The organism is Clostridium neonatale (assembly GCF_001458595.1).
Classification (GTDB): domain Bacteria; phylum Bacillota; class Clostridia; order Clostridiales; family Clostridiaceae; genus Clostridium; species Clostridium neonatale.
This window is the reverse complement of sequence record NZ_LN890328.1, coordinates 321,624-341,891: the sequence shown is the minus strand read 5'-3', so window position 1 is coordinate 341,891 and position 20,268 is coordinate 321,624. Positions and strand designations below refer to the sequence as shown.

Here is a 20,268-nt window from a genome sequence, read left to right as displayed (position 1 = left end):
ATAATAACACCAAAGGAGTGGAATAATGTTTAAATTCAATAATAAGGAAGATAAATTTTACGATATGTTGTCAGAATCTGCTAATACAGTTCATGAATCTGCTAAAATTTTGAGAAGTAGCTTAGATTGTCTTGATAAAAAAGAAGAGCAATTAAAAAAAACAACTGCACTTGAAGATGCAGGTGATGCTTTAGTCCTTACCTTAACCAAGGAATTGGACGAGGCGTTTATTACCCCAATTGACAGAGAAGACATATACGAAATAGTAAAAGAAATGGATAATATACTTGATTGTATTAATTCTATAATGCACCGTTTTATAATGTTTGACATAACAAATGCTACTTCTGAAATCATACAAGCCTCTGATTTTTTGTTAAATATCACCGAAAGTCTTTGTGATTTAATGAATGAAATAAGATTAAATGGATGCAAATCAAAAAATCTTCTTGATAAAATCAGGTATATTTCTTCAATAGAATATGAAGCGGATAAACTCTTCAGAAACGCTGTTGCACTATTATTCAGATACGAAAAAGATCCTATTACTATTATGAAGTTAAAAGAAATATATCAAATTACAGAGAACACAATTGATAATTGTGAAAAAGTCGCCAATATTATAGAGGGAGTTGTGATTAAAAATGCATAGTTCTCTTATGCTTGTTATATTAATAGTTATTTTTGCAGTTATCTTTGATTTTATAAATGGTTTTCATGATACAGCTACTGCAGTAGCTACTTCAATTACAACAAGAGCACTTACTCCTAAAAATGCTATAATCATCTGCTGTATTTTTAATTTTCTTGGTGCTTTTACAGGAACTGCTGTTGCAAAAACTGTAGGTGATAATATTGTAAGTCATACAGTTACCCCTCAGTGGGTTATTATGTGTGTATTAATAGTATCTATAGTATGGAATATACTCACATGGTATTTTGCAATTCCAAGCAGTTCTTCTCATGCACTTATTGGATCACTTTTAGGCGGTGGAATTGCATATAATAATTCTTTTAGTGTAATAAACTGGTATAACCTCTTTCATAGTGTTGTATTATGGCTTTTTCTTTCACCTGTAATTGGCTTTTTTGTTGGATACATAATAATGAATATATTAAATTCCATTTTAAAAAATTGTAAAAGACGTCTCGTTAATAAAATCTTTTTAAAACTGCAAATTTTAGCAGGTGCATTTATGGCTTTTAATCATGGTGGAAATGATGCTCAAAAATCAATGGGAATAATAACAATGTCACTCTTAAGTGGAGGACTAATAAGTTCATTTAAAGTTCCTGTATGGGTAGTATTTTTATGTGCATTATCTTTAGCACTTGGTACTTCCATTGGTGGAAAGAAAATAATCAAAACTATGGGAAGTGGTATGACAAAGCTTACTCCTGTAAATGGCTTTGCTGCACAAACTGGTGCATCACTGGTGATTTTATGTGCGACATTTTTTAAGGCACCTGTAAGTACAACTCATATAATAACTACTACTATTATGGGAGTTGGAGCCTCTAAAAGATTAAAAAGTGTAAAATGGGGAGTAGCCAAAAGCATTGTATGGGCATGGATATTAACTATTCCAATCACTGCAATTTTTTCTGCATTATTCATTTATGCTGTAAAATTATTTCTCTAAATTAATAAAAATCCCATCTTCATTTAACCTTATAAATAAATAATAATAGAGCATAAAACACTAGTGATTTAATCATAACTGGTATTTTATGCTCTATTATTTAATTCAAGTTTTTCTGTTGGAATTTCTCTTTTATTAAATAAATCTATTACTCATATTATCCTCTTCTTAAAAACACTTCATCTGAATCAAGAAATCTTATAAGCCTATTTTACATTTTTAGTAGCAACTATATCTACACCTGTCCCAAGTACATTTTCAATTATAACTTGCCCAATTTTAACTGGTGCTTTAACTGTGCATTTATTTATTTCTTCCATGCACTTAAAGTTAAGTGCTTTTGGAATTGGGTTTTTAGTCTTTACTGGAACTACAGGCGAGTCTCCATTTTCAACTTTTACAGTAGAAGTAATAACTCTAACTGGATTAGTAACTTCATTTATTCCATATTCAGCTCCTCTTTCACAGCTATTACCACTAACCTTATTTTCATCTGCATTTACTTTTAAATGACATCCTTTTGGACAACATATACAAATTATTTCCTTTTCCATTTTATTCACCATCCTCTAAAGATATTGTCATATCGCCTTTTACTTTATTTAATAAAACTTTTGGTAGAGTCACTTTTTCCATTTCTGATGGTGCTAAATGTTCTCTTTTGAATTTAGCTATAACTTCGCCGTTGCATTTTACAGTTAAAACTTTATTATGATAAATATTATTTACTCTCATAAATACTGTTAATTTATCATCTACAGCCTCAATATCAACTTTTTGTGGTACCGTATAATTAATATTTTGACCGTTTATTATATTAACATAGCTTTCTTTTTTAAGTTTCCCTTTAATATATTTTGCTGCACAAGCTCCTGCATGTTTAGATTCTTGAGTTACAAAGTCAACTAAATCATGTACATGTACAACATTTCCACAAGCAAATACGCCTTCTAAAGAAGTTTCCATACTTTCTGTAACTTCTAATCCATTAGTTCTTCTATCCCCTTTAATCCCAGCATTACTCGATAGTTCATTTTCTGGAATTAATCCTACTGAAAGAAGTAATGTATCTGCATCAAATTCTATTTCTGTTCCTTTTATAGGTTGTTTATTGCTATCAACTTCAGCTATAATAACTTTTTTTAATCTAGTTTTTCCAACTAAATCTACAACTGTATGAGATAAGTATAATGGAATATCATAGTCATTCAAGCATTGAACAATATTTCTGTTTAATCCATTAGAATATGGGCAAAGCTCAACTACTGCTTTAACTTTAGCACCTTCAAGTGTCATTCTTCTTGCCATTATAAGTCCTATATCACCTGATCCTAATATAACAACTTCCTTGCCTGGCATATGGCCTTCTACATTAATATATCTTTGAGCTGCTCCTGCATTAAATATACCTGAAGGTCTTGCACCAGGAATATTTATAGCTCCTCTTGTTCTTTCTCTACATCCCATTGCAAGTATTAATGCCTTACATTTTAATTCCATATATCCTTCTTCACTATTAATAACATGAACTACCTTATATTTTTCATTAGATTTTTCGTCTATTCCTTCACTTATATCTAGTACCATTGTATCTAATTTTACTTTAATTTCAGTCTCTTCTACTAAATCTATAAATCTAGCTGCATATTCAGGACCTGTAAGCTCTTCTTTAAAAGTATGCAGACCAAATCCATTATGAATACATTGATTTAATATTCCGCCAAGTTCTTTGTCTCTTTCTAAAATCAATATGTTCTTTATTCCATTATTATATGCCTCATATGCTGCAGCAAGTCCTGCTGGTCCTCCACCTACTACTATTAATTCATAATCCATAACCGTACGCCTCCTACTTTGTTTTTCCTAATAAGATATATGAACCATTCTTTTCTTGAACTATATCTTCAAGAGGTACATTACATTCTCTTGATATTATTTCTTGTACCCTAGGTCCACAAAATCCTCCTTGGCATCTACCCATACCAGGTCTGCATCTTCTCTTAATTCCATCTAAAGAAGGTACTCCAAAACATCTATTTATTGCATCGATTATTTCACCTTCAGTTATGCTCTCACATCTACAAATCATTCTTCCATAGTGTGGATTTTTCTTTATTAATTCTGCCTTTTCTTCTGGTGAAAGGTCCATGAAGTGAATTTGTTCTCTTTTTCCTATGAAATTTTCTTTTTTCTTCAATTCACATCCGCTATTTTTTAGAATTTCAACTACATCAACTGCTATAGCTGGTGCTGATGTAAGTCCTGGGGACTTCATTCCTACAACGTCAATGAATCCTTTAACTTCATCATTTTCTTCTACAATGAAATCGTTGCGATCTGAATTTGCTCTAAGTCCTGCAAAGTTTCTTATACTATCTCTAAAGTTAATCTTTTCTGTAGTAAGACCTGATGTTTCTCTCACAAAATTTAAGCCATCACTAGTAGTATTTAAATCTTCTTTATCAGAAATATCCCTTGCATCTGGTCCAACTAATAAGTTTCCATGAACAGTTGGGGTAACTAAAATACCTTTCCCCATTTTTGATGGACATTGAAAAATTGTATGGCTTACTAGATCACCTTGTTTTTTATCTAAAACAAAATATTGACCACTTCTTGGAATTATCTTGAAGCTTTCTTTACAGATTAAGTTATGAATTTCCTCTCCATAAAGTCCAGCTGCATTAATAACATATTTTGCTTCTATGACTTCTCCATCTTTAGTAGAAATCTTAAATGTATTATTCTTTTCAATTCCTGTAACTTCTTTATTTAACTTTATTTCTCCACCATTTGTTACTCCATTTTCAGCCAACGCTATTGTATATTCAAATGGACCAACTATTCCTCCTGTTGGAGCATATAAAGCACCTAATATGTTCTCACTTAAATTGGGTTCTTTTTCTAAAACCTCTTCTCTGCTTAATATTTGAAGACCTCTTACTTTGTTTTTAACACCATTTTCATATAAATTCTTTACAGTTTCCATATCTTCTTCTGTAAATGCTAGGATTAAAGATCCATTCCTTTTAAATGGAACACACAGTTCCCTGCATAAATCTTCAAACATTTCATTTCCTTTGACATTGTACTTTGCCATTAATGTTCCTTCTTTGGGATCATAGCCAGCATGTACTATTGCTGAATTTGCTTTTGACGTACCCATTGCTACATCATTTTCTTTCTCTAGCATAAGTACTTTCAAATCATATTTTGTTAATTCTCTAAAAATTGAGCTTCCAATAACTCCTGCACCAATTATTGCCACATCATACATCATATTTCCTCCTTAATCATAGCAAAAAGAGCCAAGCAAAAACAAAGGTATGTATACCTATATTTTATGCCTGACTCTATATTCTCTCAGCATTAATATTTATTTATATACTAATTATATCATGTAAATGTATACTTGTCTATATTTCCTTTAATTTTCTTCCCAGCCTTTTGCTCTTTCAACAGCTTTCTTCCATCCTCTATAAAGCTTTTCTTTTTTATCTTCATCTAAATTCGGAGTGTAAGTTTGACTCACTGACCATTTTGTTGCAATTTCCTCTTTAGATTCCCAGAAACCAACTGCAAGTCCTGCTAAATAAGCAGCACCAAGAGCTGTTGTTTCAGTTATTATTGGTCTAACAACTTCTGAACCTGTTATATCTGCTTGGAATTGCATTAATAAGTTATTTCTACTTGCTCCGCCATCAACCTTAAGGCTTGTAAGCTTGCATCCTGAATCTTCTTCCATTGCATCAATTAAATCTCTTGATTGATAAGCTATAGATTCAAGTGCTGCTCTTATGATATGATTTCTATTAGCTCCTCTTGTTAATCCAAATATAGCACCTCTAGCATACATATCCCAATGTGGAGCCCCAAGTCCAGTAAATGCTGGGACAATATATACTCCGCCATTATCTTCAACTTTCTTTGCAAAATATTCAGTATCTGCTGCATCATCAACTAATTGAAGTTCATCTCTAATCCATTGAATTACAGCTCCTCCTACAAAAACAGAACCTTCTAAAGCATATTCTACTTTGTTATCAATTCCAATAGCAATAGTTGTTACTAATCCATTTTTACTTTGTATCATTTTGTCTCCAGTATTCATTAATAAGAAACATCCTGTACCATAAGTATTTTTAGAACTTCCTGGTTCAAAACAAGTTTGTCCAAATAAAGCACATTGTTGATCTCCTGCCATACCTGCTATTGGAACTCTAATTCCACCTGTTCCTCCAAGGTTTGTATATCCATAAACTTCAGATGAATTTTTTACTTCTGGTAACATTGATTTCGGAATCTCAAGTTTTTCTAGTATTTTTTCATCCCATCTTAATTCCTTAATATTATAAAGCATAGTTCTAGAAGCATTTGTATAATCAGTTACATGAACTTTACCATTAGTAAGCTTCCATACAAGCCATGTATCTACTGTACCAAATAATAATTCTCCTTTTTCGGCTCTTTCTCTTGCACCTTCAACATTGTCTAAAATCCATTTAATTTTAGTTGCTGAGAAATATGCATCTAATAATAAGCCTGTATTTTCCTTTACATATGCAGAAAACTCATCATCTTCTTTTAATTCATCAACTATTTCCGCTGTTCTTCTACATTGCCATACTATTGCATTATATACAGGCTCTCCCGTATTCTTATCCCAAACTATTGTAGTTTCTCTTTGATTTGTAATGCCTATGGCTGCTATATCTTCAGGTGTTATATTAGCTTTTGCTATTACTTCTTGTAAAACAGCATATTGACTTGCCCAAATTTCTAATGGATTATGTTCTACCCATCCTGCCTTTGGATAAATTTGTGTGAATTCCTTTTGGCTTAAATTTAAAATGTTTTGTTCCTTATCGAATATTATTGCTCTTGAGCTTGTAGTTCCTTGATCTAACGCTATTATATATTTTCCCATTTATATGACACCTACCCTTTCAAATTTAATAAAAATAATATTTATGATAATTTTATTGTAAGCTTATTTTTAATAATTATAGCCGCATAAAACATATACCTATAATGTCTATTTCAATACATCATACGTCTTGTACAGGAAATTACTATACAATTTTGTTTTATGTGGCTTCCACTCTAAATCTCTATAGCTACATATCCCAAATTTCTTTTTTGGTTGTTGATACACAAGTTGCTCCGCTATTTAATGCTTGTATAACTTCGTTCTTGCTTTCAATTAATCCTCCAGAAACTAAAGGTTTTTTAGTTTCTCTAGAAATAATACCTAAAACTTTCGGTATTACACCTGGTAATACTTCTAAAGCATCACATTCAGTTATCATGTGATTTTTTACATTATTTAATGAAAGTGTGTCAAAAATAAACACCCTTTGAATTGCTAATAAATTATACTTCTTAGCAGCTTTTACAATTTGAGGTTTTGTACTGATAATCCCATGAAACTTGGTTTTTTCTTTCAAATATTTGATAACGATTTCTTTGTTTGCAAAACCTTCTACTAAATCTATATGAATTATGCCAATCTTATCACTTTCTTCTATCTTTTCACTTATACTCGCGATACTTGTGATGTCTCCGAATAATACAAATATAATCTTAGCAGATGATTCTAAGGCTGAATTTAGCTGTTCTTCATTCTTCACAGCCGCTATAATTGGATTTTCTTCCAGTAAATCTTTAATGTCCATATTCACTCCTCAATTAATAACATAATATTTATTTGAGTATTACATATTTGTATTTACCTGTCAAATTGGTTTTTCAACACCTTACAGTATAATGCTGATTTTTTCTTGTTTATACCAACATTGTATATATTAATGCACCTAAAACTCCACCTACAATAGGTCCTATAACCGGAATCCAAGCATATCCCCAATCTGAATCACCTTTATCTGGAATTGGAAGTAATGCATGTGCAATTCTTGGAGCTAAATCTCTAGCAGGGTTTATAGCATATCCTGTTGTTCCACCTAAACTTAAACCAATTGCCCAAATTAAAAGACCTACAAATAAAGTTCCAAGTCCGCTTGCAATATCTTGAGCGCCTATTCCTAATATACCAAAAACTAATACAGCTGTTCCTATAATTTCACTTATTAAATTTAATGTAGTATTTCTTACTGCTGGACCTGTTGCAAATACTCCAAGCTTGTCTGCTTTATTATCAGTAGCTTTAAATTGATCATAATATTGAATAAATACCAAAGCTGCGCCTAAAAATCCTCCTATAAGTTGTCCAGCAAGATAAATTGGCACTAAGCTCCAATCTAGCTTTCCAATAACTGCAAATGCAATAGTTAGTGCTGGATTAAAATGTGCACCACTATATGAACCAAATATTAGCGCTGGAACCGCAACAGCAATTGCCCATCCTGTTGTTATAACCATCCATCCTGAATTTGAACCTTTTGAATTCTTTAAGACAACATTTGCAACAACGCCATCTCCTAAAAGGATAAGTAATAATGTCCCTATCATTTCTGCCATAAAGATTGTCATAATAAAATCTCTTCCTCTCCATAATTAATATTTATTTAATATTTATTTAATGACATACTTTTTAAATTATCTTTTATCTCTTCAATGGTTTTATTCATACTGGCATATACTGCGGCAACTATAGCTCCTTCTACTAATGGAGCATCTATTATTTCTACTTTACTTTTAATATCTTCATCTAAAAATTCTATTGCCATCTCAGCATTCATAAGTGAACTTCCTAGATCAAACAATAATATAACACCATCTTTATCAAATGCATTTTCTATAGCAGCAGAAATTTTCATAGCATCAGTTCCTATTCTTCCATCATCTGTTCCACCTGCTGAATATATTTTCACCTCTGGAACCATTTGCTCAGCTACTTCCTTTACACCTTCTGCTATTTTTTCACTATGTGAAACAATCACTATCCCAACCATATTTTAATTTTCTCCTAATACCTTTTTTGTTATTGTGTCTAGAATCAAATACATTGATGTAGCACCGGGATCTTGATGACCTTTACTTCTTTCACCTAAATAACTTGCCCTTCCTTTTGTTGCTATAATATCAATTGTTTTTTCCATTCCATCTTTTGCTGCTTCACTTATTGCATTTAGTATCTCTTTATCAGTCTTATTATGTGATAAAGCTTTACTTCCTGCTGTAATCGCAGGTAACAATGCATCTATTAAAGTTTTTTCACCTTCCTTAGATTTCCCCCTTGCTTTTATTCCATCTAATGCCTGCTGCAATATGTTCATATAATCATTAACATCTAGGCTTGTTTTATTTACCGTTACTAATGCTCCCTTCATAAAGGCAGTACCATACAGCGGCCCAGAAGAACCCCCAACAGTACTAACTAATGTCATTCCACATGTTTTTAAAATTGTTGATATATCATCAGTATCAATTTGACTCATCTTATCATTAAGAGCCTTGAACCCTTTAGACATATTAAGTCCATGATCTCCATCACCAATTGCTCCATCAAGCTCACTTAAATATAATTTATTTTGTTCTATAACCTCTCCAATATCTAAAAATATTTCTTTAAGTTTTTTTGCATCTACCATGATTTATTGCCTCCAAAATAGAATAATACTATAAACTCTTAAATGCTGGTGTATCTGCAGAATCTTCTAATAACTCCTTTAATTCATCATCAAGCTTTAGAATTGAAATTGAACAACCTGCCATTTCTAATGATGTCATGAATTCTCCTACAAAAGTTTTGTATACTTCTATTCCCTTATCCTTTAATATTTCATTTACTTTTTTATTAACTATGAACAATTCCATATTAGTAGTAGAGCCTAAACCGTTAATCATAACGCTAACCTCATCTCCACCCTTTAATTCTATATCACTAAAAATCTTACTCATCAGCTGCTCAGCTACACTATCTGCTGAAGATATTTTTTCTCTATGAGTTCCTGGCTCACCATGAATGCCCATTCCAATTTCTACTTCATCATGACCTATCTCAAAATTTGCCTTACCCACTGCTGGTATTATGCATGAAGATAATGACATTCCCATAGTTCTAACATTACTTATTACCTTTTCTGCAACTGCTTTTACTTCTTCTAAACTTCCTGACATTTCAGCTTTAGCTCCAGCTATTTTATGAACAAATACAGTACCTGCTATTCCCCTTCTTCCTGCTGTGTAAATACTATTTTCTACAGCTACATCATCGTTTACAATAACTTCTTCAACTTTGATTCCATCCATTTCTGCCATTTCCTTTGCCATTTCAAAGTTCATGACATCTCCAGTATAATTTTTTATTACAAGTAATACTCCTTCTCCATCATCAGTGGCTTTGATTGCTTCATATACTTGATCTGGAGTTGGTGATGTGAATACTTCGCCACAAACTGCTCCGTCTAACATTCCATATCCTACATATCCAGCATGTGCTGGTTCATGTCCGCTGCCACCTCCACTAACTAATGCTACCTTATTTTTCTTTTTTTCATTTCTAACAATAACGTTAAAACCTTCTAATTTCTTTACATACTCTGGATAAGCTGCTACAATACCATCAATCATATCATTAAGAACATTGTTAGGATCATTAATTAGTTTTTTCATATTTTTTCCTCCACTCTTTTTTCTTAATAAATAATTATAGCCGCATAAAACACTTTCAAAATAAAGTAATATTGTAGAACTTATTTATTACTTTAATAATGAATGTAGTTTTATGCGGCTTATTCTCTAATTCTCATAGCCTGCATATAATTATATTTTTATTCATATAAACGTTTTCTTCCCTTTTATTAAAACACATCTGTAATTTTATGTCAATGATATTTTCAAGAAAAATTTAATATTATTATTTAGGCATCAAAGTTTAATTAAAGATAATTATCATTACAATAAATTATATGTTATAAATAAGCTTATTATGAAGATTAAAATGGCAGTATATAAAAATTTATATACTGCCTTCTAGGGTAAATATATTATTGTTGTAGATAGACATAGGGGAGTTCATATCTACATATTACTGTGATAAATATATTTAAGTAATGAAATGAAAAATACTTTCAGCACATCCTTGTAATAATTATTATATTTATCTTATCTTAACGTTAGCTTAACGGATATAGTATTTTTTACAACAAATTAAATATATCAGTAAAAAAATCTTTATCAGTTAAACTTAAATTCCTCTTAAAAATTTTAATAATTCATCCCACTATTTATTATTATGGTAAAATAGTAAATAAATACAAGAAGGGAGCATAATCAAAATGATAAAATTAAATATAAGAAAAGCCGTGACATTTTCATTAGTAACAGCCTGCTTATTTTCATTAACTCCAATGAAAACCAATGCTGCATGGAAAAAAGATACTACAGGCTGGTGGTATACAGTAAATAATTCATATTCTAGAGGCTGGAAAGAAATCGATGGAAAATGGTATTATTTTTACTCTAATGGATATATGGCTCATGATACAATAATTGGTGGATATAAGCTAGGATCTGATGGTGCCTGGATTACAAATACATTAAATAATTCTAATAAATCAACTGAATCAAAAATTACTGAGGTTACTGTTGGAAATGCTCAGGAATTTGTTAATTCTATAGGCTCCAATAAAAAAATCATATTAAAACCAGGAGTATATAATTTATCAGATGTAAAACAAATTAATAATTCAGATTCTTGTGTAAAGTATATACCAGTAAATGATGGTGATGAATTGAATATAATAGGAATTCATGATCTTACTATTGAAGGTGCAGAGGCAGGTAAAGTAGAAATTAAAGTAGCTCCACGTTTTGCTAATATAATGAATTTTTCTAACGCCCAAAATATTACTATAAAAAATATTGTTGCAGGCCACACACCAGCAAAATATAAATGTAATGCAGGAGTATTGAAGTTTACTAATAGTAATAATATTTCAATTGCAAATTCACATCTATATGGCTGCGGAAGTATTGGATTGGACTTACACAATGTAAGTAAACTTGAAGCATCAAATTGTTTAATAGATCATTGTTCTTTGCGTGCAATACAGATTTATGATTCTTCAGATATTAAATTTGTAGAAAATAAAATCATTGATCATGAAGCCTATAGTAATATAGTAATGATAGATGGTGGAAAAGGCATTACATTTGAGAAATGTGAATTTGCAAATAATAATAATTTCATGTGGAGTTTTATAGAAACCTCAAACAAATCAGATATATTGTTTGATTCATGTGTAATTAAGAATAATTCAAAATCATCAAATTCAGAATTCAATGATGAAAATATATGCTTATTTAAAACAACAGACTACTTTGGTAAATGTGACAGTAAAATAATAGTAAGAAACTCAGAAATAACTAAGAACACATGTGATTCTTTAGTAGACAATAAAGAAAGTGTTAAATTTGATGATTGTACTATTAATAATAACACTTTTAGCAAATAATCTAAAAATAATTTATAACTCAAATAATAGCTCTGTTCTCTGCTCTTATATAAATATATCTCCTAAATAATAAAAAGGCAGGATGAAATTCAAATATTTCTCCTGCCTTTAAAAATAATTAATTAACATGTAAAAACATTTCATAATTTTCTATTTTATCCTCTCTATTGGTATCTTTTAGCCATGTATTGTACTTCAAAATATATTTTTCTAACTGTTCAAGCTTTAAATTATTAATTTGTTTACCTTTACATTCTGCATACATATTAATCTTAATTATATTTCCCATCTTCTCACCTCTCTTTCAATTCCTCATATCCTAATAATAATCCATTTTTGTGTCAGCATTTTGTCAAATTAGTAAACCTTTACTTAACATTCTTAATTTTTTCGATTTTAAAAAAATTAAGAATGTTAAGTCATTTTATTAAAAAATAACAAGTAAAAATTAGCTTATTATATATGTTCTAATTAACAATTTACAATGATGGTTGAAATCTTTTCAAGATTTCTTAAATTTATATGTAAATCAATTATTGGAACTTATATATATTACTTTTGAAATTAATTTAATTAATCACAATTTATATTAATTATATCCATAATTATATTATAGCCATATATCAAAATTTTATCTTAAAAATATATAAAATTTTGATATATTTAGCAACTTTATCGTTTTTTCTATTGTAACTTTATTTTTATCCATATAATCTTCTCTAATTCTCTTCTTTTTTATTCAAAGTATCAACCTTTCAACCAATACTCTCAGGTATTTCCTCTATTCCAAGTAATCTAGGGATTCTTTCATTTATTTTTATAGATATTTTTGCAATTTTCATTTGCAGATTTTCAATTATCGTCTTAACTTTGCATATGAAATAATACTCATCATATCCATTTGTAATTACTGCAATAGGATTAAAATCCCATCCATTTATTCCATCAACTGCTTTACTTAATATTTCTTTATCTTCTATTGTAATATCTTTTCTTATTTCCATTTGATTATTTTCATTTATCATACATCAACACCCTTTCTATACTATATATATTAAATAATGTTTATGTCAGGTGTTTGTCAAATAGATTAAGATTTTCTTAACATACTCTTAAGTTCCTTAATTTTTCTTTCAAAATATTAAATATAAGCTTATAATGATTGGTAATATTATTGGTAAATGAAAGGATGAATTTAAATATGTCAGAAAAAACACTAACACTTAAATTATTAAAAGAAACTTTTGCTGTCTGTAGATTAAATAAAAATGAGGTAATTCCTGATTGGATAAATACTAGTGATTTTTATTCTATAACAAAAACAGAAGACGAATTATCAATTGTATGCTCTCAAGAATCTGTTCCAAAAGATATAAAACATAAAGATGATTTTAAAGCCCTCAAAATTGAAGGTCCTCTGGATTTTTCATTAATTGGCATACTATCAAAAATAAGTACTATTCTAGCAAAATCGAAAATAAGTATATTTGCAATTTCTACATATGATACGGATTATATACTTGTTAAAAATACTGATATTCCTCATGCTATAGAAGTACTTTCTAATGAAAGCTATGAAATCCTAATTTAAATAATTATCATTTGAGCGCGGTAAATTAAATGTATATTCCTAATTTACCTCGTTTAAATATTTGAAATAATATTTTTAAAAGTTCACCTTTAAATCTCAAATATCTTAAGGTGCTCTTAATTTATCTAACTTCTATGTCCTCTTTGTTATCTCCATAGCTTAAATAATATTTATCTGCATCTATTATTCTAGCTATTTCTTCAATAAATACATTAACTTCAGAACTTACTTTTCTTTTATCTTTAATATATAGAGCTTTATCATCTATTTGATCAAGGCAAGTTATAGCTAAAGATTTTCTTATTTTAAATTTACTATTTAATGATTTATTAAAGTCTGCCTCAATGTTTTCTTTTAATAAGTCTAAATTTAATAATCCAAATCTTAAAGTTCCTTGATATCTATTAGGTATATTTGTTAAGTCTTCTATTTTTTCATATGGTTTATCTTTTAATTCATCTGGCATTGGACCTGCTCCATGTCTTGTTAAATAGCTTCTTGTAATATATATAGCCTCAATATCAACAGCCTGCCTTGTTTCTTCATCATTAAATTCATCATATAGTAGCTCAATAACATTTTCAATGCCAGTATTTGAAGGTGTTACATGAGGGAAATATTTATAATTTTGATGCAACATTAATCCCTGCGCACCTTCAAATATTAAGGTATCAAAATCATTTGCTATCTTAGAAAAACTTTTAAAATAACAAAAAGCATCACGAATTTTAAAATGGAACCTATAAGATAGATTTTCTTTTATTAGTACCTATCCTATAAGTTCCATTTTATTTATCACATTATGCTTTTTATTATTTATTCTGCTGGAGTTAATACTCCTCCATCATTTAATGTTATAGTTTTGCCTTCAAGCCATGAATTGCTGCTATTGCTGCTATCATAGTATATTGTATTTCCATTATCTTTTATATTATCAAGAGAAGTATCTTCATCAGTTAAAACTGTAACATATGATGTTCCTGTTACATTCCATGTACTATTCTTATCTAATGATATGTCTACTTCTTTTCCAGAATTTGCGCTATTTACTGTAGATTTTAATGTACTAGATTTTAAATTAAGTTTTAAAGTACTTATCTTATCTACTGTTATTAAGCCTTCTAAGTTTTGATTATCCGCATTAAATGTCAAATCTGCTCCATTGGCTCCTTTTGTTCCCCATTCACCATTATTTCCAGCTACATTTAGAAGTTTTCCGCTTCCAAATGAAAGTTCAGTATTTGTTAGGTTAATTACACCTTCTGTATTTGTTACAAAGAACATTGGAGCTGTGCTATATTTACCTGAAGCAGGATCAATAGTAAGTTTTGAATCTGAAGCTGAAAAAGTTCCCACACCATTATCAGCATCTCCTGACATACTCTGATAAACCATTACTCCAGCATCATCAACACCACCTGTACCTCTTCCAATTGCATATCCAGTTAAATCACAATTATTTAATTCAATTGAATTTTTGCCTTCTATAACAGCAATAGAAGATCCTGTGGCCTTACCTTTACTATCAGAAACATTTATATCTCCTGTTGAATAAACACATGGTGAACCTTCTCCAGATGTATTAAGAGTGCTATTATTCACACTAACAGTTCCCTCTCCTCTGTCAGTAGCAACTGCTGCGCTATGTGCCCCAGCTGTGCTTATCTTAACATTATCAGCATTAATTTCACCTTGATAAGTAGCATCTAGTCCTCTCGAATGGTCTCCTGTTGTATTTATTACAGAATCTTTAACAGTAACTTTTGTTCCTTCTCCAGTTGAAAATACAGCATTTCCACCAGCTACTGTCGTATTTATATTTACATTATCAAGTGTTGCATTTGAACCTTCATTAGCTAAAAAGCCTGCATTTGCACCAAAGAAATCACTAGCTTCTTCAACTGTCATCTCACCAGATGTCTTGTTCAATTTGGAATCTGAAATTGTTAAAGAACCTCCATTAGTCACTTTTATAGCTGATTCATTTGCCTTCGTAGCTGTAACTTCTTCCTTGCTTTTAGTTTCAGATGTTCCATCAATAGACATTACTGCTGTAGACTCTACTGAACTTCCTTTATCAACATTGAACACACCATTAGGCATTTGTCCATTTTGTCCTCCCTGTGGCATTTCAGGCGGTTTACCATTAGTCTTTTCATTTACAGAATCAGAATTACTATTCACTTTATTCTGCACATTTTCATAATAAGGCGTAGCATATTGTGTTGCAGCATTAGCTACAGTGGCGCTTAATAAACCAGTTCCTATTATAGAAAATACTGAAAATATACCAATTAATCTCTTTACATTTTTAGATACCATACTTAAATCCTCCTAAATTTTACTCAATTGTTATATAGTCTATGGTTTAACAATAGTATTCTTATCTTAACGTTAGCTTAATCCATTGTTGTTAATAAAAATTTTTTCATCTAATACCAATAAGTTTTAAAATAATTTTAAAAAACATTCGACTTCGAGTACCTCTAAAGTTGTACACTCTTTTATGATATATTAATATCAAATATATAAACCAGGTGACAAAGATGCAATATGTAAAATTAAATAATGGTATAGAAATGCCAATGTTAGGGCTTGGTGTATTTCAAATTCATGATGAATTACATATCTTGATAATACGATTTTACAATTTTGCTATTTATTTTTAATCGTTGATAAATTTTATATATATTTTCTTTAATAGTATTACTAATGCATAAATAATAACTATATTAAAGAATAAACTCAATATATTGATATCCATCCCCCTATTTCCATTAAATAGATTATCAAAAAGTATATAACTTCCTTCACTCCCTTGGTATATTGACCAATAGTTACATGGAAATCCAAAGTTATATACTATTAACGTTCCATTTTGTCTTATATTAGCTGGTACAATAAAAGTAACAACAATGAGTAGAAATACACTTAATTTAAACTCATAGGTTTGGATTCGTCTCATTTTATTCACTACTTTCTATAACTTTATTACAAATCTTTTTGAGATTATAAGTTATATTATAACATAAATTGTAAATATATCATGTTCAAGTTTCAAGGAAAATTTTTTAATTACTACTCAAAATCCATATTTTGTGCATAAAAAATATCACAAAAATCATTTATTATTTTGAATAATGTGATATTAAAAATGGCTGGATACAGCTAAATGATATGATGATACTATGAGTTTGTGTATAAGAAATATATTAAAGTCTTTAAAACTAAATTTATAAACATGAGAGGAGATTTTTCAATGTAAAACGCAATATTATCATTAAAATTATTAAAGGACAGCTTTGCTATATGTAGATTAAAGAGAGATGAAAACATTCTAGATTGGGCATTAAACAATAATAAGAATGAAATAGAAAATTCTATAAGAGTTCTTTCTATTGAAAAATAATATCATTCAATAAATATATCTATTATTAACTTAATTTTATACTACTAATAAGGAATGATTTTTATGTTAAAAACAATATTGAGAGGTTTTACAATTGGACTTGCCTATCTTGCACCTATAGGAATGCAAAATTTATATGTGATAAATAGTGCTCTATGTAGAAAAAGATCTCAAATGTATATGGTTGTATTTACTACAATATTTTTTGATATTTCATTAAGTCTTGCATGCTTCTTTGGTATAGGATTTTTAATAAATAAATTTCCACTATTTAAATTAATAATTCTTTTGGCTGGTTCAATTACAATAATAATGATTGGTATTCAGTTAATTAAAAGTACTCCTTCACTGTATTCTTCAATTAATATAGAAAAAAATTTTATACAAACAACAATTTCTTGTTTTTTAGTTACATGGGCTAATCCTCAAGCTCTTCTTGATAGTACTTTGCTTTTTGGCGGACTTAGCACAACTCTTCCATCACATATGACATCATATTTTATCTTTGGAGTATGTATTTCATCTTTTATGTGGTTTTTTTGCCTTGGAAGCATTGTCAGTATATTTAGTAAATCATTTAATGAAAAAACTTTAAAGATTATTAACATGGTCTGCGGTTCTGTGATTATTTATTATGGAATTAAGCTTGCCTATAATTTTTTAAAGCTTATTTTATAAATTTTATTACTCTTTAAGTCAGTATTCTAAATCCTGCATTTTGTATGAATACCCAATAGCAAATGCAATCGTGTTTTTGCAAAATGACATAAGTGAAGTTTCATTAAAATTCTTAAGTTCTAAAATTCTTAAGAATTTAAGAATTTATATTCTTTTTCATATAGTATCTCTTGTGATTTTCTGGGCACTGATCTAAGACTCCAAATATCTCGTAACCTTGCTTTAAATAAAAATCTTTTGCTTGAAAATCAAATGTATCTAAGTGAATTAATTTACACTTATTTCCTTTTGCTATCATCTCAATTTCTTCTAAAAGCTTTCTTCCCAGTCCCTTATTTCTATATTTATCATCAACAAATAAAGAATCTATATATAAACAGTTCCAGCAATACATTTTGCTATTTATCCCTGCAATGATTCCTCCATGATTATCTTTAATAACTCTGTTTATCCATATGAATGATTTTTTCTGAGTATTGGGCACCTTAGATAAATTGTAATTTATCAGCTTATCTATTATTAACTCTGATTCTTTGTCACTACTTTTTTCAATATTATATTTTTCCATATTATATCTCCTAATATATATCTAATTCATACTAACTTAAATTTAGTATACTTTTTTCTTACTATTTTTAAAGATCCACACAATTATAATTAGATGTATATTGTGGTTTTAATCTTGTAAGCAATTATGACACTTTTTTTCTACGTACATAACTATATATTTAAACATAAAAAATAAAGAGGTAAATTAAACATCCCTGCCTAATTTACCTCTTTATTTTTTATTATTGTGCTTGCAAAAACTCTTCATAAGTTTCAACCTTATCCTCTCTATTAGTTTGCTTTAGCCACTTATTATATTGCATAATCTTTTTTTCTACATTTTTTAAACAAATCTTTTTATTATGCGCCTTTTTAGTTTCTGCATACAAGTTTATTTTCATTATATTTCCCATTTTCTCACCCCCTTTTATATATAATACAATTCGTTTTTTATATTTCGGTACTAAAATTTAAAAAAATAATAAAATAGTACGTTTAAATTATTATACATCGTACTATCTCATTATTCTAGTAGAAATTTTTTCTATACTTGTTGATAAATATGATTCTATTCATAATTCTGACATTTTTCGAGAGGTGAATGTCACCTATTAGTTATATACTTTGCTCAAATGCAAATACATCATTAGGATCATATTTAGTTTTTATAAATTTCAGCTTTTCATAATTATCACCATAATATTCATGTTTATAATCTTCAAGCTCTACTAATGGGAAATTAATAAATGATCCTTTTGTTATAGATTTTATGTATTTAAATTTTTCTAATATCCATTCTATGTTTTCTTTTTTATATTTATCTTCTTCAAATACACTTTGGAAGCCCATTATAAATTTTGCATCTCTATAATAAAAAGCACCATCTTCTTTGGTTTTATTAATTACTGCACCGCCAAGTCCATAAAATGTTACAGCTGCATAAACTGCTCCATTTGCAGCATTATCTAAAATTTTAATTATCTCTTTTATTTCTTCTTCTGAATAGTCATTATAAATAAATCTTCCTGTTGATTTATATTTTTCATAATCTGCATGGCTGTCTTGAATTATTCTATTTGCTTCAAATATACTTGTATATGTTAAATTTAAAGTTTCATCATAACATAAATCTATAAGTGGTCTTAAAATATTGTGAGCTTCTTCTTTTTCACCATAATATAATCCAATTAGCTTTATTCCTCTTCCTTTTTTCTTTGAATTATAAATTGCCATCTTAAAATTAACCTTATTATCTAGATTTTTAAACATATCTTGATAAGTTTTTACTACAGTTACTTGCCTATCAGATTCCAAATTAAAATACTCAAGATCAATTAAAGTTACATTTTCAACTTTTTCTTTAAGCTTAAATGTCATAGAAACTACAACTCCAAAGTTTCCACCACCACATCCTTTGCTTGCCCAAAATAAGTCTTTATTTATATGTTCATTTGCAATAATTATGTCACCTTTATAATCTACAAACTCTACTTCGATTAAGCTATCACATGCTAGTCCTAAAAATCTGCTTGAATATCCCCAGCCTCCACCAAGTGTGAAACCTGCAACTCCTACTGTAGGGCATCCTCCACCTGGAAATGCATATCCTTTTGAACATAGGATTTTACATGCTTCTCTATTTGTTACTCCACCCTCTAATGTTACCTTTTTATTTTCTTCATCTAAATCTATTTTTTTCATTTGGCTTACATCAAGTACAATCAAATCATTCCCTGTTGAATATCCCTCATAGTTATGAGCACCACTTCTTATTCTGAACTCAACTTTATTCTCTCTGCACCACTTTATATTTTTTGAAACTTCTTCTTTATTAAAACAATAAACAATTGCTTTTGGATAAGCATCAATTGCTCTATTCCATGACAATCTGCATTCTTCATAATCTATATTATCTTTTAAAATAATTTTTCCTTCTAATTGATTTAAATTTAAATTTAAATTTATATTATCCATATTTTT

At 29.2% G+C, this 20,268-nt stretch carries 22 protein-coding genes; 5 read left to right on the top strand and 17 right to left on the bottom strand.

The window, feature by feature from the left end; all coding sequences use genetic code 11:
• Nucleotides 1-25: 25 nt before the first annotated feature.
• Both BN2920_RS08645 and BN2920_RS08640 read left to right on the top strand, forming a co-directional pair.
• Nucleotides 26-652: a DUF47 domain-containing protein gene (locus BN2920_RS08645; protein ID WP_058294619.1), complete on the top strand. Its 627-nt coding sequence runs from the start codon at nt 26-28 to the stop codon at nt 650-652.
• Nucleotides 645-1,643 carry an inorganic phosphate transporter gene (locus tag BN2920_RS08640; protein WP_058294618.1) on the top strand — a complete coding sequence of 333 codons (999 nt, stop codon included), beginning with the start codon at nt 645-647 and terminating at the stop codon, nt 1,641-1,643. The genes BN2920_RS08645 and BN2920_RS08640 overlap by 8 nt, the downstream gene beginning before the upstream one ends.
• Before the next feature lie 206 nt (nt 1,644-1,849).
• On the opposite strand, the gene BN2920_RS08635 is transcribed toward BN2920_RS08640, so the two are convergent.
• The 9 genes from BN2920_RS08635 to dhaK form a co-directional block, all read right to left on the bottom strand.
• Nucleotides 1,850-2,197, bottom strand: a complete 348-nt coding sequence (locus BN2920_RS08635; RefSeq protein ID WP_058294617.1) for a DUF1667 domain-containing protein — start codon at nt 2,195-2,197, stop codon at nt 1,850-1,852.
• A gap of 1 nt (nt 2,198) precedes the next feature.
• Nucleotides 2,199-3,479, bottom strand: a complete 1,281-nt coding sequence (locus BN2920_RS08630; protein ID WP_058294616.1) for an NAD(P)/FAD-dependent oxidoreductase — start codon at nt 3,477-3,479, stop codon at nt 2,199-2,201.
• Nucleotides 3,480-3,492: 13 nt separating this feature from the next.
• Nucleotides 3,493-4,920 (bottom strand): NAD(P)/FAD-dependent oxidoreductase, encoded by a 1,428-nt coding sequence (locus BN2920_RS08625; protein ID WP_058294615.1) that lies wholly within the window; start codon nt 4,918-4,920, stop codon nt 3,493-3,495.
• A 150-nt stretch (nt 4,921-5,070) separates the two neighbouring features.
• Nucleotides 5,071-6,570, bottom strand: coding sequence for a glycerol kinase GlpK (gene glpK, locus BN2920_RS08620; protein WP_058294614.1), 1,500 nt, complete (start codon nt 6,568-6,570; stop codon nt 5,071-5,073).
• Between the two features lie 190 nt (nt 6,571-6,760).
• Complete coding sequence (locus tag BN2920_RS08615; protein WP_058294613.1) at nt 6,761-7,318, bottom strand: glycerol-3-phosphate responsive antiterminator; 558 nt, start codon at nt 7,316-7,318, stop codon at nt 6,761-6,763.
• 109 nt (nt 7,319-7,427) lie between these two features.
• The gene (locus BN2920_RS08610; protein ID WP_058294612.1) at nt 7,428-8,132 is read right to left on the bottom strand and encodes an MIP/aquaporin family protein; all 705 of its coding nucleotides are present in this window, start codon (nt 8,130-8,132) and stop codon (nt 7,428-7,430) included.
• A gap of 35 nt (nt 8,133-8,167) precedes the next feature.
• On the bottom strand, nt 8,168-8,554 hold the full coding sequence (dhaM, locus tag BN2920_RS08605; RefSeq protein WP_058294611.1) for a dihydroxyacetone kinase phosphoryl donor subunit DhaM: 387 nt from the start codon (nt 8,552-8,554) through the stop codon (nt 8,168-8,170).
• Between the two features lie 3 nt (nt 8,555-8,557).
• A complete protein-coding gene (dhaL, locus tag BN2920_RS08600; RefSeq protein ID WP_058294610.1) occupies nt 8,558-9,193 on the bottom strand; it encodes a dihydroxyacetone kinase subunit DhaL in 636 nt (211 codons plus the stop codon).
• Between the two features lie 28 nt (nt 9,194-9,221).
• A complete protein-coding gene (gene dhaK, locus BN2920_RS08595) occupies nt 9,222-10,217 on the bottom strand; it encodes a dihydroxyacetone kinase subunit DhaK (RefSeq protein ID WP_058294609.1) in 996 nt (331 codons plus the stop codon).
• 665 nt (nt 10,218-10,882) lie between these two features.
• Here dhaK and BN2920_RS08590 point away from each other — a divergent pair.
• Nucleotides 10,883-12,061, top strand: coding sequence for a right-handed parallel beta-helix repeat-containing protein (locus BN2920_RS08590; protein ID WP_058294608.1), 1,179 nt, complete (start codon nt 10,883-10,885; stop codon nt 12,059-12,061).
• 118 nt (nt 12,062-12,179) lie between these two features.
• On the opposite strand, the gene BN2920_RS21720 is transcribed toward BN2920_RS08590, so the two are convergent.
• Together BN2920_RS21720 and BN2920_RS08585 are read right to left on the bottom strand one after the other, a co-directional pair.
• Nucleotides 12,180-12,350: a hypothetical protein gene (locus BN2920_RS21720; protein WP_172437793.1), complete on the bottom strand. Its 171-nt coding sequence runs from the start codon at nt 12,348-12,350 to the stop codon at nt 12,180-12,182.
• A 466-nt stretch (nt 12,351-12,816) separates the two neighbouring features.
• The gene (locus BN2920_RS08585) at nt 12,817-13,086 is read right to left on the bottom strand and encodes a hypothetical protein (protein ID WP_058294607.1); all 270 of its coding nucleotides are present in this window, start codon (nt 13,084-13,086) and stop codon (nt 12,817-12,819) included.
• A gap of 176 nt (nt 13,087-13,262) precedes the next feature.
• Here BN2920_RS08585 and BN2920_RS08580 point away from each other — a divergent pair, with 176 nt between their 5' ends.
• Nucleotides 13,263-13,652 carry an ACT domain-containing protein gene (locus BN2920_RS08580; RefSeq protein ID WP_058294606.1) on the top strand — a complete coding sequence of 130 codons (390 nt, stop codon included), beginning with the start codon at nt 13,263-13,265 and terminating at the stop codon, nt 13,650-13,652.
• A 121-nt stretch (nt 13,653-13,773) separates the two neighbouring features.
• On the opposite strand, the gene BN2920_RS08575 is transcribed toward BN2920_RS08580, so the two are convergent.
• From BN2920_RS08575 to BN2920_RS08565, 3 genes are all read right to left on the bottom strand, one after another.
• On the bottom strand, nt 13,774-14,340 hold the full coding sequence (locus BN2920_RS08575; RefSeq protein WP_268259406.1) for an adenylosuccinate synthetase: 567 nt from the start codon (nt 14,338-14,340) through the stop codon (nt 13,774-13,776).
• A 128-nt stretch (nt 14,341-14,468) separates the two neighbouring features.
• Nucleotides 14,469-15,974, bottom strand: a complete 1,506-nt coding sequence (locus tag BN2920_RS08570; protein ID WP_058294604.1) for a hypothetical protein — start codon at nt 15,972-15,974, stop codon at nt 14,469-14,471.
• A gap of 343 nt (nt 15,975-16,317) precedes the next feature.
• Complete coding sequence (locus BN2920_RS08565; RefSeq protein ID WP_058294603.1) at nt 16,318-16,617, bottom strand: hypothetical protein; 300 nt, start codon at nt 16,615-16,617, stop codon at nt 16,318-16,320.
• 507 nt (nt 16,618-17,124) lie between these two features.
• On the opposite strand from BN2920_RS08565, the gene BN2920_RS08560 reads away from it, so the two are divergent.
• The gene (locus tag BN2920_RS08560; protein WP_058294602.1) at nt 17,125-17,739 is read left to right on the top strand and encodes a LysE/ArgO family amino acid transporter; all 615 of its coding nucleotides are present in this window, start codon (nt 17,125-17,127) and stop codon (nt 17,737-17,739) included.
• 136 nt (nt 17,740-17,875) lie between these two features.
• Here BN2920_RS08560 and BN2920_RS08555 read toward each other — a convergent pair whose 3' ends face one another.
• The 3 genes from BN2920_RS08555 to BN2920_RS08550 form a co-directional block, all read right to left on the bottom strand.
• Nucleotides 17,876-18,307 carry a GNAT family N-acetyltransferase gene (locus BN2920_RS08555; RefSeq protein ID WP_058294601.1) on the bottom strand — a complete coding sequence of 144 codons (432 nt, stop codon included), beginning with the start codon at nt 18,305-18,307 and terminating at the stop codon, nt 17,876-17,878.
• Between the two features lie 223 nt (nt 18,308-18,530).
• Nucleotides 18,531-18,701: a hypothetical protein gene (locus BN2920_RS21715; protein ID WP_172437792.1), complete on the bottom strand. Its 171-nt coding sequence runs from the start codon at nt 18,699-18,701 to the stop codon at nt 18,531-18,533.
• A 202-nt stretch (nt 18,702-18,903) separates the two neighbouring features.
• The gene (locus BN2920_RS08550) at nt 18,904-20,262 is read right to left on the bottom strand and encodes an FAD-binding oxidoreductase (RefSeq protein ID WP_172437791.1); all 1,359 of its coding nucleotides are present in this window, start codon (nt 20,260-20,262) and stop codon (nt 18,904-18,906) included.
• Nucleotides 20,263-20,268: the final 6 nt, after the last annotated feature.

Excerpts from the sequence above, each read along its gene's own strand:
- BN2920_RS08635 (WP_058294617.1), bottom strand. The coding sequence starts at position 2,197 with ATGGAAAAGGAAATAATTTGTATATGTTGTCCAAAAGGATGTCATTTA.
- BN2920_RS08585 (WP_058294607.1), bottom strand. The coding sequence starts at position 13,086 with ATGATAAATGAAAATAATCAAATGGAAATAAGAAAAGATATTACAATA.
- dhaL (WP_058294610.1), bottom strand. The coding sequence starts at position 9,193 with ATGGTAGATGCAAAAAAACTTAAAGAAATATTTTTAGATATTGGAGAG.
- BN2920_RS08645 (WP_058294619.1), top strand. The coding sequence starts at position 26 with ATGTTTAAATTCAATAATAAGGAAGATAAATTTTACGATATGTTGTCA.
- BN2920_RS08590 (WP_058294608.1), top strand. The coding sequence starts at position 10,883 with ATGATAAAATTAAATATAAGAAAAGCCGTGACATTTTCATTAGTAACA.
- BN2920_RS08640 (WP_058294618.1), top strand. The coding sequence starts at position 645 with ATGCATAGTTCTCTTATGCTTGTTATATTAATAGTTATTTTTGCAGTT.
- glpK (WP_058294614.1), bottom strand. The coding sequence starts at position 6,570 with ATGGGAAAATATATAATAGCGTTAGATCAAGGAACTACAAGCTCAAGA.
- BN2920_RS08630 (WP_058294616.1), bottom strand. The coding sequence starts at position 3,479 with ATGGATTATGAATTAATAGTAGTAGGTGGAGGACCAGCAGGACTTGCT.
- BN2920_RS08615 (WP_058294613.1), bottom strand. The coding sequence starts at position 7,318 with ATGGACATTAAAGATTTACTGGAAGAAAATCCAATTATAGCGGCTGTG.
- BN2920_RS08610 (WP_058294612.1), bottom strand. The coding sequence starts at position 8,132 with ATGACAATCTTTATGGCAGAAATGATAGGGACATTATTACTTATCCTT.
- BN2920_RS08570 (WP_058294604.1), bottom strand. The coding sequence starts at position 15,974 with ATGGTATCTAAAAATGTAAAGAGATTAATTGGTATATTTTCAGTATTT.
- BN2920_RS08625 (WP_058294615.1), bottom strand. The coding sequence starts at position 4,920 with ATGTATGATGTGGCAATAATTGGTGCAGGAGTTATTGGAAGCTCAATT.
- BN2920_RS08580 (WP_058294606.1), top strand. The coding sequence starts at position 13,263 with ATGTCAGAAAAAACACTAACACTTAAATTATTAAAAGAAACTTTTGCT.
- dhaM (WP_058294611.1), bottom strand. The coding sequence starts at position 8,554 with ATGGTTGGGATAGTGATTGTTTCACATAGTGAAAAAATAGCAGAAGGT.
- dhaK (WP_058294609.1), bottom strand. The coding sequence starts at position 10,217 with ATGAAAAAACTAATTAATGATCCTAACAATGTTCTTAATGATATGATT.
- BN2920_RS08560 (WP_058294602.1), top strand. The coding sequence starts at position 17,125 with ATGTTAAAAACAATATTGAGAGGTTTTACAATTGGACTTGCCTATCTT.
- BN2920_RS08550 (WP_172437791.1), bottom strand. The coding sequence starts at position 20,262 with ATGGATAATATAAATTTAAATTTAAATTTAAATCAATTAGAAGGAAAA.
- BN2920_RS21715 (WP_172437792.1), bottom strand. The coding sequence starts at position 18,701 with ATGGGAAATATAATGAAAATAAACTTGTATGCAGAAACTAAAAAGGCG.
- BN2920_RS08555 (WP_058294601.1), bottom strand. The coding sequence starts at position 18,307 with ATGGAAAAATATAATATTGAAAAAAGTAGTGACAAAGAATCAGAGTTA.
- BN2920_RS21720 (WP_172437793.1), bottom strand. The coding sequence starts at position 12,350 with ATGGGAAATATAATTAAGATTAATATGTATGCAGAATGTAAAGGTAAA.
- BN2920_RS08565 (WP_058294603.1), bottom strand. The coding sequence starts at position 16,617 with ATGAGACGAATCCAAACCTATGAGTTTAAATTAAGTGTATTTCTACTC.